17 protein-coding genes are annotated in these 15,843 nt (G+C 40.0%); 5 read left to right on the top strand and 12 right to left on the bottom strand.

Annotated features, from left to right (window positions below):
- Positions 1–15: 15 nt before the first annotated feature.
- The 10 genes from HPE63_RS05420 to HPE63_RS05465 form a co-directional block, all read right to left on the bottom strand.
- Positions 16–1,791 carry a MutS-related protein gene (locus tag HPE63_RS05420; protein ID WP_223198061.1) on the bottom strand — a complete coding sequence of 592 codons (1,776 nt, stop codon included), beginning with the start codon at positions 1,789–1,791 and terminating at the stop codon, positions 16–18.
- 37 nt (positions 1,792–1,828) lie between these two features.
- Entirely contained in the window at positions 1,829–2,305 is a 477-nt protein-coding gene (locus tag HPE63_RS05425) for a DinB family protein (RefSeq protein ID WP_188313245.1), read from the bottom strand.
- Between the two features lie 3 nt (positions 2,306–2,308).
- Positions 2,309–2,665 carry an MmcQ/YjbR family DNA-binding protein gene (locus HPE63_RS05430; RefSeq protein WP_188313246.1) on the bottom strand — a complete coding sequence of 119 codons (357 nt, stop codon included), beginning with the start codon at positions 2,663–2,665 and terminating at the stop codon, positions 2,309–2,311.
- A 10-nt stretch (positions 2,666–2,675) separates the two neighbouring features.
- Positions 2,676–3,071, bottom strand: a complete 396-nt coding sequence (locus HPE63_RS05435; protein ID WP_188313247.1) for a Dabb family protein — start codon at positions 3,069–3,071, stop codon at positions 2,676–2,678.
- Positions 3,068–3,691: a DUF4230 domain-containing protein gene (locus HPE63_RS05440; protein WP_188313248.1), complete on the bottom strand. Its 624-nt coding sequence runs from the start codon at positions 3,689–3,691 to the stop codon at positions 3,068–3,070. The genes HPE63_RS05435 and HPE63_RS05440 overlap by 4 nt, the downstream gene beginning before the upstream one ends.
- The gene (locus HPE63_RS05445; protein WP_188313249.1) at positions 3,684–4,043 is read right to left on the bottom strand and encodes a DUF4260 domain-containing protein; all 360 of its coding nucleotides are present in this window, start codon (positions 4,041–4,043) and stop codon (positions 3,684–3,686) included. The genes HPE63_RS05440 and HPE63_RS05445 overlap by 8 nt, the downstream gene beginning before the upstream one ends.
- Before the next feature lie 101 nt (positions 4,044–4,144).
- Complete coding sequence (locus tag HPE63_RS05450; protein WP_188313250.1) at positions 4,145–4,897, bottom strand: cyclase family protein; 753 nt, start codon at positions 4,895–4,897, stop codon at positions 4,145–4,147.
- Between the two features lie 154 nt (positions 4,898–5,051).
- Positions 5,052–6,179 carry a radical SAM family heme chaperone HemW gene (gene hemW, locus HPE63_RS05455; protein ID WP_188313251.1) on the bottom strand — a complete coding sequence of 376 codons (1,128 nt, stop codon included), beginning with the start codon at positions 6,177–6,179 and terminating at the stop codon, positions 5,052–5,054.
- 8 nt (positions 6,180–6,187) lie between these two features.
- Entirely contained in the window at positions 6,188–6,739 is a 552-nt protein-coding gene (gene ruvC, locus HPE63_RS05460; RefSeq protein WP_188313252.1) for a crossover junction endodeoxyribonuclease RuvC, read from the bottom strand.
- 127 nt (positions 6,740–6,866) lie between these two features.
- Complete coding sequence (locus tag HPE63_RS05465) at positions 6,867–7,343, bottom strand: energy transducer TonB (protein WP_188313253.1); 477 nt, start codon at positions 7,341–7,343, stop codon at positions 6,867–6,869.
- A 126-nt stretch (positions 7,344–7,469) separates the two neighbouring features.
- Here HPE63_RS05465 and HPE63_RS05470 point away from each other — a divergent pair, with 126 nt between their 5' ends.
- The gene (locus HPE63_RS05470; RefSeq protein WP_188313254.1) at positions 7,470–7,985 is read left to right on the top strand and encodes a DUF456 domain-containing protein; all 516 of its coding nucleotides are present in this window, start codon (positions 7,470–7,472) and stop codon (positions 7,983–7,985) included.
- Positions 7,986–8,002: 17 nt separating this feature from the next.
- Here the strand turns inward: HPE63_RS05470 and HPE63_RS05475 are convergent, their stop codons facing one another.
- Entirely contained in the window at positions 8,003–8,557 is a 555-nt protein-coding gene (locus HPE63_RS05475) for a nitroreductase family protein (protein ID WP_188313255.1), read from the bottom strand.
- A gap of 83 nt (positions 8,558–8,640) precedes the next feature.
- Between HPE63_RS05475 and hutH the strand changes: the two genes are divergently transcribed.
- Genes hutH through hutG form a run of 4 tightly spaced genes read left to right on the top strand, consistent with a single transcriptional unit; the run spans position 8,641 to position 14,533 of the window.
- Positions 8,641–10,221, top strand: coding sequence for a histidine ammonia-lyase (gene hutH / locus HPE63_RS05480; RefSeq protein ID WP_188313256.1), 1,581 nt, complete (start codon positions 8,641–8,643; stop codon positions 10,219–10,221).
- Between the two features lie 60 nt (positions 10,222–10,281).
- Positions 10,282–11,529 carry an imidazolonepropionase gene (gene hutI / locus HPE63_RS05485; protein WP_188313257.1) on the top strand — a complete coding sequence of 416 codons (1,248 nt, stop codon included), beginning with the start codon at positions 10,282–10,284 and terminating at the stop codon, positions 11,527–11,529.
- 6 nt (positions 11,530–11,535) lie between these two features.
- Positions 11,536–13,557, top strand: coding sequence for a urocanate hydratase (locus HPE63_RS05490; RefSeq protein ID WP_223198062.1), 2,022 nt, complete (start codon positions 11,536–11,538; stop codon positions 13,555–13,557).
- 22 nt (positions 13,558–13,579) lie between these two features.
- Positions 13,580–14,533, top strand: a complete 954-nt coding sequence (hutG, locus tag HPE63_RS05495; RefSeq protein ID WP_188313258.1) for a formimidoylglutamase — start codon at positions 13,580–13,582, stop codon at positions 14,531–14,533.
- Here the strand turns inward: hutG and HPE63_RS05500 are convergent, their stop codons facing one another.
- On the bottom strand, positions 14,534–15,691 hold the full coding sequence (locus tag HPE63_RS05500; RefSeq protein WP_188313259.1) for a homogentisate 1,2-dioxygenase: 1,158 nt from the start codon (positions 15,689–15,691) through the stop codon (positions 14,534–14,536).
- Positions 15,692–15,843 lie beyond the last annotated feature (152 nt).

Below are 15,843 nucleotides of genomic sequence, written 5' to 3' on the forward strand. Positions count from 1 at the left end.
TTTAACATTGCGGTCTTAATCCACAATATGCATCTTCTTCAACAAAAAGGAAGCGTTCATGTTCTGACAAACCCCCTTTTTGAATGTATAATCAAAATGAAGTTCATCATTGATGATTTCGGCATCAAAATAGTAATTGTGCACTTGGGGCAGATCATCTGCGGCCTTACACAAACTAAGATCATGGGTTGCAATGATTCCGGTTGATTTTGAAGCCACCAGTCTTTCGATAAATTTTCTTGATCCTATTGCCTTGTCCGTACTGTTCGTTCCTTTCAAAATCTCGTCCAAAACGATGAAGTAATGATCTTTTTTTATTTCATCTACAATAAATTTCAGCCGTTTTAGCTCAGAAAAAAAATAGGACTCATCATCGGCCAGTGAATCGACCGTTCGCATGCTGGTAATCAATTTTATTGGAGAATACTCCACACTCGAGGCACAAACGGGCAATCCTACGTTCGCCATCATAATTTGAAGGGAAACCGTTCGCAAGAATGTGCTTTTCCCTGCCATGTTGGCCCCGGTTATGATAAAAAATTGTTCGGCAGCTATTTTAAAATCATTTAGTATGCTTATTTCCGGATCTAACAAAGGATGTCCCGCGTTGTCCGATTTTAATATAACCTCCCCATTTACGATTTTAGGAAAAGCATAACCGGGATGGTTAAAGGCAAAGTTTCCCAAACTATTATAGGCATCGAAAAAGGCGATTACATTGAACCATTCTTCAATCTTATTGCCATGGATTTGAAGCCATCTTTCAATTTTGTAGCATTGATGAATATCCCAAAGTAAAAAGGCATTCCCTAAAAAACCAACAAGCATATTATTTCTTTGATCCAACGCATTCAGGATTTTAGAGAATTCCTCCAAAACCTTTGAAGCCCTTAATGAATCAAGTAATATGGCAGATTGTTGTTCTATTAATAGCGAAGCATTAAATTCAATTTTCTCCAGTTCCAATATCAGTAGTTGATATTGTTGAAAGGTGCTTTGTGCTTTTGATGTGTTTTCTGCTAGAATATTTATTTTATTCGAAAATATTCTTGTGATTCCCAAACCCAGAAACAACCATAACACCACGCCCCAACCATTGAGATTATCGGTAAAATAAAGGGTCACTATCAAGATGGAAACCAAAGAAAATACAATAGGGAAAAAACGCATATACTTGGGTACAAATGCCTGATATGTTTTTATCCAATTGTTGATCACATGATACGGCGTTTTGGTTTTTACCAAAGAAGCAATGGCTGAAAAATTTTGACGCCACCTGGGCATTTTACTTAGTTCCTTGATTGCTTCTTGCTTTAATGGTATATTCTCAATGGAATTCTCCAATAGCATAGAGGCAAGGACCTCACTTCCGTGTTTTAGATCGGTTCTATTCGCATATTGATAAAAAGAACCACGACCAAAGAGATCGATATCCTGGCTAAAGTAATGCCCATCAACCTCGAACTCATTACCCATGGGTAAATGATTGAACTTTCTTTGCAGCACTTCCAATTCGGTCGTATTGATCTGAAGTATAGCCTGTATCTTATCGAACTTGTATTGTAAATCGGTATGCCTGGAAACCAAATAAATGAAAATGACAATGGTGATTGATATAAGACCAATAACCAGTTTGATATTGCCAAAAGTCAAGTATACTCCAAACGCCATAAGGCAAAAAACAACTAACCGAATCATGCTTGATGCATGAAGTTGATTCTTTACTCGGGCCAATTGCCCTTCAAAACTGGCAATCTGTTCTTTATAAAATAGTTGTGGATTTTGTATCAAGGAAATCGCATGTTTGATCGATAAAGATACGCAAACATTATGTATTGATACGTCCCGAAGCCAACAGCGCTATTTGCCCTAGATGGTAAATATCGTGCTGGGCGATGCTAGGCAAAATAGCGCCAAAGGAATATTTTTTTCCTGGTACGTTTTTATCCAGAAGATCTTCAGAGCTATTGGCTAAAAGGTCCAGGATTTCATTTTGGGTCTGTCGAATCCGCTGTTTTAGCAGTTCCCATTCCTGCTCATTTTGGATCGTGACCTTGCCCCAATCATTTAATTCGTCAATAATGATATCATACTGGGTATCTCCCTGTAATTTCTTGATCACAAAAATGCGCCAATTGATGATATGTTGTAATAATACCGCTATCGACTTATCACCATAAATTTCATCATTCACCATATGCCAGTCCACAGCATTCAATTTTTTCATAACCGAATCCCCATACCATGGTTTGCCATCAAAACATGTTTTTAAATCATTGATTATATATTCCAGTTTACCTATCATCGATTACATAGCATCAAAAGCTGCCTTTAATTTTTTGGTGAATTTAGACACCACCAATTCATAGGAATGATCGACCAATTCATAGATGAGTTTTGGTGGAACTTGCCCTAACATTATCGTATTCCAATGGATTTTGCTCATGTGATACCCAGAGGTTATGGCACCATCATATTCTTCGCGAAGTTCAATGGCCCTTTCAGGATCACATTTTAGATTCACTTGTGAAGGCAAACGCTCCAAAGCAACCAAAGCGAACATCTTGCCCATAACCTTGAACACCAAAGTATGCGCATCAAAAGGGAACTCCTCTGTAATTCCCTTTTTGGTCAAACAGTATACCCTGAATTCCTCTATATTCATAGCATTAGCGTTAAATTCCGGTAGAATCGTACACGATTACCTTGGTCCATAAATCACTCGATTCCTCAATAAACAATTTATGTGGTGCTTCATCCTGGTATTTCTGCTGTGCTTCGGCCGATTCAAAAGTAACGATCAATGAATATGTGAACGACCCATCTACCACGTCTCGGCTTGCTCTTGGCGGCGTCCCGATGAACTTGGTTTTTGCGTACGCTGAGTTATCCAAAAACTTCCTTAATGAATTCTCAAATGCCATACATTCTTCCTGATTGTCCGGATTCTCTAACCAAAAATAAACCGTATGTGCAAAATTAGTGTCAAAATCCTTTATTGTTCCTGCTTTTTGGCCATAACTCGAAACGGCAAAAATTAAAAACAGGAATGTGATATAACTCTTTCTCATTTGTTCAATAATTCTTTTTGTTTTTCGTCTATCCGCAAGGCGGAGTAATCCAATTTCCAACCTATTGTCTCCACGATTTTTTCAATTAATAAAACGGCTTCAATTGCTTCCCTCTTGGCTGTATCCATTAAACCACTTTCCGGTATTTTTTCCATAATATGCTTTTTCGCCTCTTTGTTCAATGACGTTAGATCATTGGGGGTAAAGGTATTGAAGAGACCGTTTTGAATATCATAGAATTCTAACTCCGGTTCAATGGAGATTACCTGGGGTTCGGGAAAGTTGGTCAAAATGATTTTCTTTTTATCAATGTCGGCGTGCATCAAAATTTTTTGCAGATCGTACCCAATTTGGGCCTTTGCATTGATTACGATCAAGGCTTTCTTTTTACTGCTAACCAAGCTGAGAAAACGTTCTTTTGTATTTTCATATTTATAGATTTCGGCAAAATCACCTTCCACGGATATAAGTTTACAAACACTTTTTATTTTTTCGAGAAGCACGGTCGATTGATGTTCGGTCAGTTCCTTGTTTTTCTTTTTTCCAAATAAGGAAAACATCCAATACATGATTATGGCACCTAAGATCAGCCCTAAAAACACCTCTAAAATATTATCCATTCTTATTTCCGATTTCCCCTAAATGGGTATACTTGAATCCTTTATTGTACTTTAAACCATAACCTAAAACCCGGTCCATCGAAGCGTGGGAAAATATTATTATGCCTGCCATTTGAATGATGGGTGCTGAAAAATACATTCCGGTAAAATATAAAATAATGGCCAAACCTTTATGGTGAAAAAGGTTGTATGTTATTGCCCCGATCTTATTCCCAAATAAATAACCCAACATACCAACATCAGGGACAAGTATCAAAACCAAAAACCACCACCACTCATATCCCAACAACCCGAACATGAATAAACCAAGAATGAACATCATGAATTCTTCCAATTTAATCAACGTTTTCATTTTCCAGTATTTTAATTAACTACTTGTCTAACCTACTCTCGGCTGCCACGCACAAGTCATGATCGAGCAATATAGACCTTTTCAAAAATGGTTCTATTTCCTTACTCTTCGATATTCCTATATAATACGGGTCTACTCGGCGAGGCGTCGTTCTCAAAGGGAGCAACCTGTAAATTAAGAAAATAGGTGCCATCTTCAATACTGTTGGGCACATAGATCAGCTCTGTAATCGTTGCTTGTTTTCTCATTTTACAATTGAAGTTCCAAAAAGCCCTATGGGCAAGTAATTCGCCCCCGTCTTTTTCTTTATCTACCGAGGGCAGATCTATCAATAGATGTTCTACCTCTTTATCCACCAAAAACTTGGCCGCCTCTTCAGTGAGATACGGAGGATTTGTATAAGAATACTGCTTCGAAGTTTTATCCTTAAAATTGGGCAACGTACGAATTATCAATGCATCCCTTTTTTTATTCCCAAAAGCATATTGTAATTGTTTTTTAGAAATCACAAAGTCATTTTTTTGCTTTTCAGGTGCAAGGGTCACTACTTCGGCATAAAAGAAATATTGGTTTAGGCTCTTATTTATCGAATGAAATTCCTCGGTAAGATGTCCTACACATTCTGTATGTGTACCATGTGCATGTGGACTAAACCAAATATGGTTAAAATTGATCGCAGCGCCTTTCGACACTGCTCCAACAAATTCTCCCTCGGTATGTGGTTCTATTCGTGAGTGCTCAATATACCAGGCATTCACATCGGAAGCATTACCCTTCATGGGAATTGATATATCCAACGGTTTTGAAAGATCAATCGTATGGTTTCTGTTATTTACTTTTATAGATGCAAGCATAGAAAGAAAAGTCCCATCGAGCGAAATTGAGACGTTTAAATTCTTAAGTTTTTCTTGACTGCGCTCGAACAGTCAAAAACCAATCAAACATGTATTCCTCACATTGTTTGAATGATATTTTAATTTCAACCTAAATTAATCATAAATCCTGAATCTAGTTCAGAATAAACAAATCGCTGGCAATCCCGTCGACCAAAAACTTTCCTTTTTTTGTTGCCACCAATTGGTTTTTAGACAGGGACAGCAATTCCTGTGCTATATATCTCTCCATCTGCAGGGTTATATAAACATAATATTTTTCGCCAAACCGTTCACGGATCTTGTCTAGCGATATTCCCCAACTTGTTCGTAAACCGGTCATAACATACTCATTGTACTTATCAGTTAGCGAAAGTAACTCATGGGTTATAGGTAATTGGCCTTCGGCAATGGCTTTTAGATATTTTGGATTATTGCTTATGTTCCAACTTCTTTTTCCTCCGTCATAGGAATGCGCCGATGGACCAATTCCCATATACTTCTTCCCGAGCCAGTAGGCCGTATTGTTTTTGGAATAATACCCTGGTTTTCCGAAGTTGGAAACTTCATAGCAATCATACCCTTCAAGGCTCAAAATATCATATAGTATTCGAAAATGCCGCTGCGCCATGGCATCATCAGTAGGCTTTATCAACCCTTTTTTAATAAAACTGGCCAGAGCCGTTTTGGGTTCTATGGTTAGGGCATAGGAAGAAATATGGGGTATTTCAAATGAGAGGGCTTTTTCGATATTTTGTTTCCAACGCTCATCCGTCATTTCCGGAATACCGTAAATCAGGTCTATGGATATATTTTTAAAATAGTTGGCGGCTTCCTTAATACATTGTTCCGCTTCTTTGGCATTATGGGCCCGGTTCATCAACTTCAAATCCTCTTCAAAAAATGATTGGACACCAATACTTAATCGATTTATGGGACTTTCCGCCAGTTGCCCAACCTTTTCCACTGTCAAGTCATCTGGATTAGCCTCTAAGGTAATTTCAGGTTGTTTTACCACATTATAAGTGGAATACACCGTTTGTATCAAGTCATTGATTTCACTGGTCCTTAAAACAGATGGCGTTCCCCCACCAAAATAAATAGTCTCAACGGTCTCCTCTTTGAATTCGTCTTTTCGCAGCACCAATTCCTTTTTCAAGGCCATGATCATTCGATCCTTTTTGGCCAAACTCGTCGAAAAATGAAAGTCACAATAGTGGCACGCTTGTTTACAAAATGGAATATGGATGTAGATTCCGCTCATTTCGGAACTTAATTAACTTTCTTTGGGTTGTTTTTTACAAATGAAGCCCATCCCGAATAGCTTTTTCCTACCTCAACCTTGCCTTCGTTGTAAAAATGACAAACCGCAGCTGCAAGTCCATCCGTGCTATCCAAGTTTTTGGGCAAGGATTTCAACCCCAGCGTGCTTTGCAACATTTTTGCAACCTGTTCCTTACTGGCATTGCCATTCCCTGTAATAGACATCTTTATTTTCTTTGGCAAGTATTCGGTTATGGGTATTTGCCTTGATAAGCCTGCAGCCATAGCCACGCCTTGGGCACGGCCCAATTTTAGCATAGATTGTACATTTTTACCGTAAAATGGAGCCTCAATAGCGATTTCATCCGGATGATAAGTGTCGATCAGTTCAATCGTCCGTTCAAAAATGAGTTTTAGTTTTGTATAAGGATCTTTATACTTTTGAAGCAATAATTCATTCATCTGAATAAATTTCATTTGCTTGTTTACCACTTTTATGATGCCAAAGCCCATGATGGACGTTCCTGGGTCGATTCCTAATATGATTTTTTCGTTGGACAAAACAGATTGTTAGTTGTTAGTTGTTAGTTGTTAGTTGTTAGTTGTTAGTTGTTAGTTGTTGGCAAACAACGATTTTTGAGATTGGCCTTCTGAAAATACTATGAACTATTTTATACCAAATCAATGGCTAATTACGGTTCAAAACAATGGGTATCCTAAATTTCACACGTACTGGAATGCCACGTTTCAAAGCAGGTGCCAAAGGCGGTAAATTTCTTAAACTTTGCGAAATAATACCATCAAATTCGGGCATAACCTTATCAATTGCCTTGTCTTTCTGTATATGGACAACAGTTAACTTACCCTCTTGATCTATTAAAAAATCCACAAACACTGTCGTATCCATATCGGGGCCTATGACGAATTCGAATTCTTGCAGGGTGGCGGAAAAATGATTTAGCAATTCGGTTTCGAAACATTCCCTTTGGCTCGTTTTTGAAGTTGATTCATCGCAACTTTCGAATAACGGATAGTTGTCAACATCATTCCAATTAATGGCACGCATTTCCTGGTTGACCAATTCTTGGGTCTTTTTTTCCTTGGATACGAACAAATCGCAGGAAAAACAACAGCCCAAAATCATGAATGCAATTAACTTTCGCATGAACCCCTTTTCTAAGGTGGAAATTACGATTTTTTTGGTGAAACTTATTTTGCGTAATGGGTAATAATCAAATATTGAATGTAACAAATACACACTATCTTCGTCAAACCAACAAAATTACTTTGAATGGATATCGCTCTGCTTATTTTCGGCTTTATTTTAATGCTGGTTGGTATTATTGGAAGTTTTCTGCCCGTATTACCCGGACCTACCGTGAGCTGGGTTGGTCTTCTTTTATTATATCTCACGAAAGTCGTACCCGATGATTGGATATTTTTAGGTATTACCTTAGTTATCGCCTTAGTGGTGTTTGCCCTCGATTATATTATTCCAGCAGTTGGGACAAAAAAATTTGGAGGAACAAGGGCGGGAATGATCGGTACCACCCTAGGACTACTGGTTGCTCTGTTCGTTCCTGTTTTAGGTCCGTTGGGAATCATTATTTGGCCCTTTGTTGGGGCGTTGGTAGGTGAATTGATGAATAAGGCTGATAAAAAAACGGCCACCAAGGCCGCATTCGGTTCATTTATCGGATTTTTGACCGGGACCTTTCTGAAATTTGTGGTAACCGTTGTCTTTTTAGGGTTATTCATTTCAACGGCATGGGAATATAAGGCCGCATTATTTCCTTTTTTCAATTAGCATAAAATTCATTGGCCTTAGTCTAACCAAACTACCTTATCGGTAATGGGTTTTCTTGTCCCTTCGGGTATTTCCCCTTCAAAATATCCCATATACAAAAAACCCAGGCATTTTTCGCCTTTAGCAAAATCAAAAAATTCATCCATATATTTTATTAGTTTGGGAGAACTCCAATAGCAACCGATACCCAAATCGGTACAACATAGCCACATATTCTGAACGGCCATAGCTACAGCTGCAATTTCCTCCCATTCGGGAACACTTTCATCTAGATCGCGCTGCATACAGATTGCCATAACTACAGCAGATCGCGTCGGATTATTATAAAGCTTATCAATTTTAATTTGTTTTGGTCGCTTTTCTATTTCCTGATACTTTTCCGAAAGAAATGTGCCTAATTTTTTCTTTGAGTTGCCTTGCATTATTTTAAATCGCCAAGGTTCGGTCTTCTTGTGGGTTGGCGCCCAATTTGCAGCTTCCAAGATCTTATCCAAATCATTCTTCTTAATAGGCTTGTCAATATATTGCCAGGGAAAAATAGATCGTCTGTTCTTTATGATATCAAAAACCATCGGTATTATTTTAATGCTTTAAAGCTACAAAATCAATGCCTATTAAAAAGTAAATCAATATTTTTATAGGTCAAAAAAAAACAATGAACACAGTTCCCAAAACTTTCGAATTAGGCGAAGATTGGTTAACGGCCAGTACCGCACTCGCCATAGCTTTAGGCGATATAAAAGTCAACCTATCCAAAGCTACTCGATCCAAAATCACTAAAAGTTGGCGTATTGTTGGGAACATCGTTGAAAAAGGACATCCGGTCTACGGGATTAATACTGGTTTCGGGCCCTTATGCACTACCAAGATATCGAAAGAGGAGACAAAAATACTGCAAAGCAATATACTTCAAAGCCATAGTGTTGGCGTTGGCAAACCTATTAAGAAGGAAATTGCAAAATTGATGCTTATTCTAAAAGTACATTCGCTTGCAAAAGGTTTTTCTGGAATTTCAGAATCGACCTTGGATCGTATCCTATGGCACATAGAGAATGATGCAATCCCTATAGTGCCTTCACAAGGTTCTGTGGGTGCATCCGGTGATTTGGCACCACTCTCCCATTTGTTTCTACCCATTATTGGTTTAGGAAAAGTACAGTATAAAGGTGAAACTATAACAACTTCCCAACTCTTTGAAAAAACCGGTTTAACATCCATTCAACTAGGTCCCAAAGAAGGTCTTGCGCTTATCAATGGCACGCAGTTTATAGCCGCCCATGCCATAAAAGTGGTCGAAAAACTGCACAGTTGTCTTTCGCAGGCCGATATTATTGGAGCTATGATGATCGAAGGATTACAAGGCTCTATAAAACCTTTTTACAATGAACTACATGCATTAAGACCTTTTAAGGGCAATTTACATGTGGCCAAAAGAATTAAACGCTTATTGAAAGGCTCCCAAATCATGGAGTCACATGCAGATTGCGAACGGGTGCAAGACCCCTATTCCCTTCGTTGTATTCCGCAAGTACATGGCGCATCGCGCACGGCTTGGCTACATCTGAAAGAGTTGCTTGAAATTGAACTCAATTCAGTAACAGACAACCCGATAATCATTGATGAGGAACTGACCATAAGTGGTGGGAATTTTCACGGTCAACCTTTGGCCATGGCCTTGGATTATGCGTGCTTGGCCGCTTCGGAAATCGGGAACATCTCTGACCGAAGAATTTATCTTGCCTTGGAAGGGAATAGTCCAGGAGTACCCAAACTCTTAATGGATGATACCGGAATAAACTCCGGCTATATGATATTGCAGTATACAACTGCAGCATTGGCGAGTGAGAACAAAGGGTTATGTTTTCCTTCAAGTGCCGATAGTATCCCGACTTCCTTAGGACAGGAAGACCATGTGAGTATGGGCTCGATAAGTGGTCGAAAAGCCTTACGGGTTATTGGCAATTTGGAGAAAATTTTGGCGATTGAACTATTGACCGCAGCCCAGGCATTCGAATACCGTAAACCCATGAAATCGGGCATTTTATTAGACAAGGTGCATAAAGAACTTCGCAAAAGAGTCTCTTTTGCCAAAAAAGATCGTGTATTTGCCGATGATATAGAAATTGGGATCGACATGATAAAGGAACGGACCATAATGAAGGTTATTGAAAAAACGAAAAAGGAGAAAAAGATCTCGTTCAAAACACCTTATTTCAACGAATTTGAAGTATTTTGAGTGTAGTCTTTCGCCTTTCCCTACTTGGTGGGAAACCAAATCAGAATTAAACCAGCGCACATGAAACTTATAGGTCCATTTAAACAGATCATACCTATGACCGGGCTTACCGTAAAAGGAGCCATCAAAGACGAAGAATTGGTGATTATTGAAAACGGCGGTATTTTAATTGATGGAGACCGTATTCATACCGTCGGAAAATTTAACGACCTATTTACCAAAGCTAAATCCTCCCACGCAGAAATTCAAGAACTTTCAAGTGACCATACTTGTCTCCCGGGATTTGTGGACGCCCATACCCATATTTGTTTTGCAGGCTCTAGGGCCAATGATTACGCGCTAAGAAATTCAGGGAAAACCTATCTTGAAATATCAAAAGCGGGAGGGGGCATTTGGGATACCGTAACCCAAACACGAAAAGCCCCTAAAGAGTTATTGGTCAAGGGGGTTGTCAAAAGGGCAAAAAGACATTTGGCGAATGGCGTAACCACCATTGAAGTCAAAAGTGGTTACGGACTTTCCATACACGAAGAGCTTAAAATGCTTATTGCAATAAAAGAGGCAGATTCAATACTGCCCATAGATTTAATTCCTACGTGCTTGGCAGCGCATATGGTTCCCAAGGATTTTGAAGGAACCCCTGCGGGGTACCTCGAGGAAATCACCAATGAATTGCTTCCAAAACTATTAAAAGAAAAGCTGACCTCAAGAGTCGATGCATTTATTGAGGAAGGTGCTTTTACCCCATCGCTTATAGAACCATACTTCAATATGGCCAAGGAACTTGGTTTTGATATTACCGTACATGCCGACCAATTTTCAACGGGAGGTAGCGAAGTCGCCATAAAACACAAGGCCATAAGCGCCGACCATTTAGAAGCAAGTACAACTAAGGAAATAAATCTCCTAGCCAAAAGTGATGTGATTGCAATCGCATTACCTGGAGCTTCCATAGGGTTGGGGTGTGCTTTTACCCCAGCACGTAAAATCCTGGATGCCGGCGGTTCATTAGCCATTGCGAGTGACCACAATCCAGGTTCTGCCCCAATGGGTGATTTATTGACCCAAGCCGCCATTTTGGGAACCTTTCAAAAACTATCCAATGCTGAAGTCTTGGCCGGAATTACCCATAGGGCAGCGGCGGCCTTAAAATTATCGGATAGAGGACAATTGAACGAAGGTTACTTGGCCGACCTCTGCATTTTCCATACCGCGGATTATAAGGAAATCTTATATAACCAAGGGAATTTTAAACCTTGTATGGTATGGAAAAAGGGGGAGTTGGTTTACGATAAACATAAGCACTAATCAATTATGCAAACACGAAGCGTAAAATTGGATTTCAAGGCTGAAATACTGCAAGGTATCCCAAAAAAATTACCTCAAAAAAAAGAGCGTTCGCATTCGATGAGCCATGCCCCAACGCGAAAACAAATCCTTTCCTCAGAGGAGAAAAAATTGGCGGTGCGAAATGCATTACGTTATTTCCCCAAGACTTGGCACGCAGAGTTGTCGAAGGAATTTGCCCAAGAATTGAAGGATTATGGTAGAATCTATATGTACCGTTTCAAACCAACTTATAAAATCTATGCCCGACCCATCGATGCGTATCCGGCGAAAACACCTCAAGCCGCAAGTATAATGCTCATGATTCAAAACAATTTGGATCCAGCAGTGGCGCAACATCCCGAAGAGTTGATAACCTATGGTGGTAATGGAGCAGTCTTCCAAAACTGGGCGCAGTACTTATTAACGATGCACTACTTGGCCACGATGACCGAGGAACAAACCCTACATATCTACTCGGGCCATCCCATGGGCTTGTTCCCTTCATCCAAGGAAGCCCCACGCGTTGTAGTGACCAATGGCATGATGATTCCCAATTATTCTAAACCTGACGATTGGGAAAAATACAATGCCCTTGGGGTGACCCAATACGGTCAGATGACAGCAGGATCGTATATGTATATCGGTCCACAAGGAATCGTTCACGGCACCGCAATAACCGTGATGAATGCCTTTAGAAAAGTATTGCAGAAAGATGGGAAGCCGGCGGGTAAGCTTTTCTTAACTGCTGGATTGGGAGGAATGAGTGGGGCCCAGCCCAAAGCGGGTAACATAGCCGGGTGTATTACAGTTTGTGCAGAAGTAAATCCTGAGGCTGCACGCAAAAGATTTGAGCAAGGTTGGGTGGATGAATTGATCGATGATCTAAATGAACTGGTTGTTCGTACGCAAAAAGCCATCGCTGATAATGAGGTCGTATCCTTGGCTTTTATCGGTAATATAGTTGATGTTTGGGAACGATTCGATACGGAAAAAATCTTCATACATCTAGGTTCCGACCAAACATCCCTACACAATCCTTGGGCAGGTGGGTATTATCCCGTAGGTTTGAGCTTTGAGGAATCAAATGTTCTTATGGCCTCAGAACCTGAAACATTCAAGAAAAAAGTGCAGGAATCCTTACGAAGACAGGTCAATGCGATCAACAAACATACTGCACAGGGCACTTATTTTTTCGACTACGGAAATGCCTTCTTATTGGAAGCCTCAAGGGCAGGTGCTGATGTCATGGCAGAAAACAATATTGACTTTAGATATCCGTCCTATGTACAGGATATTTTAGGACCTATGTGCTTCGATTATGGCTTTGGCCCTTTTCGTTGGGTCTGCACTTCAGGTAAACCGGAAGACCTACAAAAAACCGATGCCATCGCCTTAAAAGTCTTAGAGCAAATCAAGACCACCGCTCCAAGTGAAATACAGCAACAGATGCAGGATAACATCACTTGGATTCGGGAAGCCGATGAAAACAAATTGGTGGTGGGTTCCCAAGCCCGAATTCTTTATGCCGATGCCGAGGGTCGTACTAAAATTGCCGAAGCCTTCAATAAAGCGATACATTCAGGAGACATTTCGGCCCCTGTCGTTTTAGGGCGGGACCATCATGATGTAAGCGGAACGGACTCCCCTTTCCGCGAAACCAGCAACATAAAGGATGGTAGTAAATTCACGGCAGATATGGCTATACACAATGTAATCGGCGATAGTTTTCGGGGTGCAACATGGGTCTCTATACATAACGGTGGGGGGGTCGGTTGGGGCGAGGTCATCAACGGAGGATTCGGAATGGTTCTCGATGGTTCAAAAGAAGCTTCAAAAAGATTAAAAAATATGTTGTTCTATGATGTGAACAACGGGATCTCGCGTAGAAGCTGGGCAAGAAATGAAGAGGCCTTATTCGCCATTAAACGTGAAATGGAACGTACCCCCGAACTAAAGGTAACTTTACCTAACTTAGTGGAAGATTCAATATTGAAGGATTTATTCTAGAGCAATATTTACCCATCATCCCATGAATAGATATATGGTTACAAAACCTGGAGTATGGACTGGTCGAATTTCAGGCCAACAACTCTATTTGCATGAAAAAGTAAAGTGTATCAATCTTGAAAAGGAAAATAAGGATAAAAAAAAAGCCATTGCTTTCTTGGGCTATGCATGCGATGTGGGTATTAAAAGAAATCAGGGAAGAATCGGGGCAGGAAAGGGACCGGACGCCATTCGTAATGCCTTAGGTAAATTACCCAATCATTTGGAAAAGAATGTTGATTTTTTGGATGTAGGGACCTTGGAGTGTCAAGATGGTAAATTAGAAAACATTCAAACGCATTTATCGGAAAAGGTGGCACTTTTATTGGAAAAGGGTACTTTTCCAATTGTAATCGGTGGCGGACATGATATTGCCTACGGACATTATAACGGCATCAAGAAATATGTAGGACCTAATACATCCATCGGTATTATCAACTTTGATGCCCATTTTGACTTGAGATCCGATTCAAATGGTGGCAATTCGGGCACCCCATTTTATCAAATTGCCCAAGATTGCAAAATCGATACATCTACTTTCAACTATCTCTGTTTGGGAATACGCTGGGATGCAAACGACAGAACTCTATTCGAAACCGCTACCAAGTTGGGTGTCGATTATATCGAGAACAAGGATTTCACAATGCAAAATACAAGTATTGTGTTCCGAAAATTACAAGATTTCATCACTAATGTGGATCATATTTATGTTACCATTGACCTTGATGGGTTTTCATCGGCCTATGCCCCTGGTGTAAGTGCCCCATCACCCATAGGTTTTAGTCCTAACATTGTTTTGAAATCGTTGGAATCGATTTTAAACTCGAAAAAGTTGATTAGTATCGATATTGCCGAGATGAATCCGAAATACGATATTGACAACCATACTGCAAAATTGGCGGCTTCATTGGTGCATTATATAATGCACGCTATTTAATCATTCCAACCAACTCTGATAATAGGTGCCATCATCGATATCCAAGGCGGTTTGGGTAAGCTGTAAGGGTTTGAAGGTATCGATCATAACGGCCAGTTCCTCTGTCTTCACTTTACCTATGCTTGCCTCATAGGTGCCCGGATGTGGTCCGTGGGGTATTCCCGCAGGGTGCAACGAAATATATCCTTTATCAATGTTCTTTCGGCTCATAAAGTCCCCATCCACATAATACAGCACTTCGTCAGAGTCGATGTTGGAATGGTTGTAAGGTGCCGGAATGGCATTGGGGTGATAATCGTACAATCGCGGCACGAACGAACAAACCACAAAAGCTTTGGTTTCAAAAGTCTGATGAACCGGCGGTGGTTGATGTACCCTTCCCGTTATAGGTTCAAAATCGTGTATTGAAAATCCGTATGGATAATTATAGCCATCCCAACCTACAACATCAAAAGGGTGTGATGCGTACACCAAGTAATGCAATTGCCCTTGTTTCTTTACTTTCATCACGAACTCTCCTCTCTCGTCATGGGTCTGCAAATTTTTGGGGAGTTTAAAATCGCGTTCACAGAATGGGGAATGCTCCAAATGTTGACCGAACCAGTTGCGATAACGTTTGGGCGTATATATTGGACTGTATGATTCGGTGACCAAAAGACGATTGTCCTCCGAATCGAACGTTATTTGATAGATCATACCCCGAGGTATCAATAGATAGTCCCCATATTCAAAGGCAATTTCACCCAAGAACGTTTTTAGAATTCCCGACCCCCTATGGATGAACAAGAGTTCATCGGCATCGGCATTTTTATAAAAGTATTCGGTCATTGATTTTTTAGGAGCGGCCAAAGCTACATTCACATCCGAATTGAAGAGAACTATTTTTCTGCTTTCGAGAAAATCATCTTCAGATCGAACCTGAAAACCTTTTAACAATCTTGATTTAATATTATATCGCACGGCAGCTTTGGGAGACACATCCACAGTTGCACCTACTTCTTTGACCATTGTGGGTCTATATAAGTGATAAAGCAAAGATGACATACCATCAAACCCAATCGTCCCGAACAATTGCTCATAGTGTAACGTACCATCGGCCTTCTTAAAAACCGTGTGTCGTTTTTTGGGAATTTTACCTAACTTATGATATAATGGCATAATTGTAGTATTAATTTGTCCTCTTAAAAATACGATAATCCCGTATCCGAATAAAATCAATCTCCATTTAAATGGTAAAGCAAAGAAGTTTCAACGGTTATCGGAGCTGAGAAAACGGCATAAAAAAAGCCTCCCAGTATAGGAAAGCCTTT

Origin of the sequence: Maribacter arenosus (assembly GCF_014610845.1) — a bacterium.
Taxonomy (GTDB): domain Bacteria; phylum Bacteroidota; class Bacteroidia; order Flavobacteriales; family Flavobacteriaceae; genus Maribacter_A; species Maribacter_A arenosus.

Bases quoted from the DNA above. Each gene is read 5' to 3' on its own strand.
- HPE63_RS05425 (WP_188313245.1), bottom strand. From the start codon at position 2,305: ATGATAGGTAAACTGGAATATATAATCAATGATTTAAAAACATGTTTT.
- HPE63_RS05430 (WP_188313246.1), bottom strand. From the start codon at position 2,665: ATGAATATAGAGGAATTCAGGGTATACTGTTTGACCAAAAAGGGAATT.
- HPE63_RS05435 (WP_188313247.1), bottom strand. From the start codon at position 3,071: ATGAGAAAGAGTTATATCACATTCCTGTTTTTAATTTTTGCCGTTTCG.
- HPE63_RS05440 (WP_188313248.1), bottom strand. From the start codon at position 3,691: ATGGATAATATTTTAGAGGTGTTTTTAGGGCTGATCTTAGGTGCCATA.
- HPE63_RS05445 (WP_188313249.1), bottom strand. From the start codon at position 4,043: ATGAAAACGTTGATTAAATTGGAAGAATTCATGATGTTCATTCTTGGT.
- HPE63_RS05450 (WP_188313250.1), bottom strand. From the start codon at position 4,897: ATGCTTGCATCTATAAAAGTAAATAACAGAAACCATACGATTGATCTT.
- hemW (WP_188313251.1), bottom strand. From the start codon at position 6,179: ATGAGCGGAATCTACATCCATATTCCATTTTGTAAACAAGCGTGCCAC.
- HPE63_RS05465 (WP_188313253.1), bottom strand. From the start codon at position 7,343: ATGCGAAAGTTAATTGCATTCATGATTTTGGGCTGTTGTTTTTCCTGC.
- HPE63_RS05470 (WP_188313254.1), top strand. From the start codon at position 7,470: ATGGATATCGCTCTGCTTATTTTCGGCTTTATTTTAATGCTGGTTGGT.
- HPE63_RS05475 (WP_188313255.1), bottom strand. From the start codon at position 8,557: ATGGTTTTTGATATCATAAAGAACAGACGATCTATTTTTCCCTGGCAA.
- hutH (WP_188313256.1), top strand. From the start codon at position 8,641: ATGAACACAGTTCCCAAAACTTTCGAATTAGGCGAAGATTGGTTAACG.
- hutI (WP_188313257.1), top strand. From the start codon at position 10,282: ATGAAACTTATAGGTCCATTTAAACAGATCATACCTATGACCGGGCTT.
- HPE63_RS05490 (WP_223198062.1), top strand. From the start codon at position 11,536: ATGCAAACACGAAGCGTAAAATTGGATTTCAAGGCTGAAATACTGCAA.
- hutG (WP_188313258.1), top strand. From the start codon at position 13,580: ATGAATAGATATATGGTTACAAAACCTGGAGTATGGACTGGTCGAATT.
- HPE63_RS05500 (WP_188313259.1), bottom strand. From the start codon at position 15,691: ATGCCATTATATCATAAGTTAGGTAAAATTCCCAAAAAACGACACACG.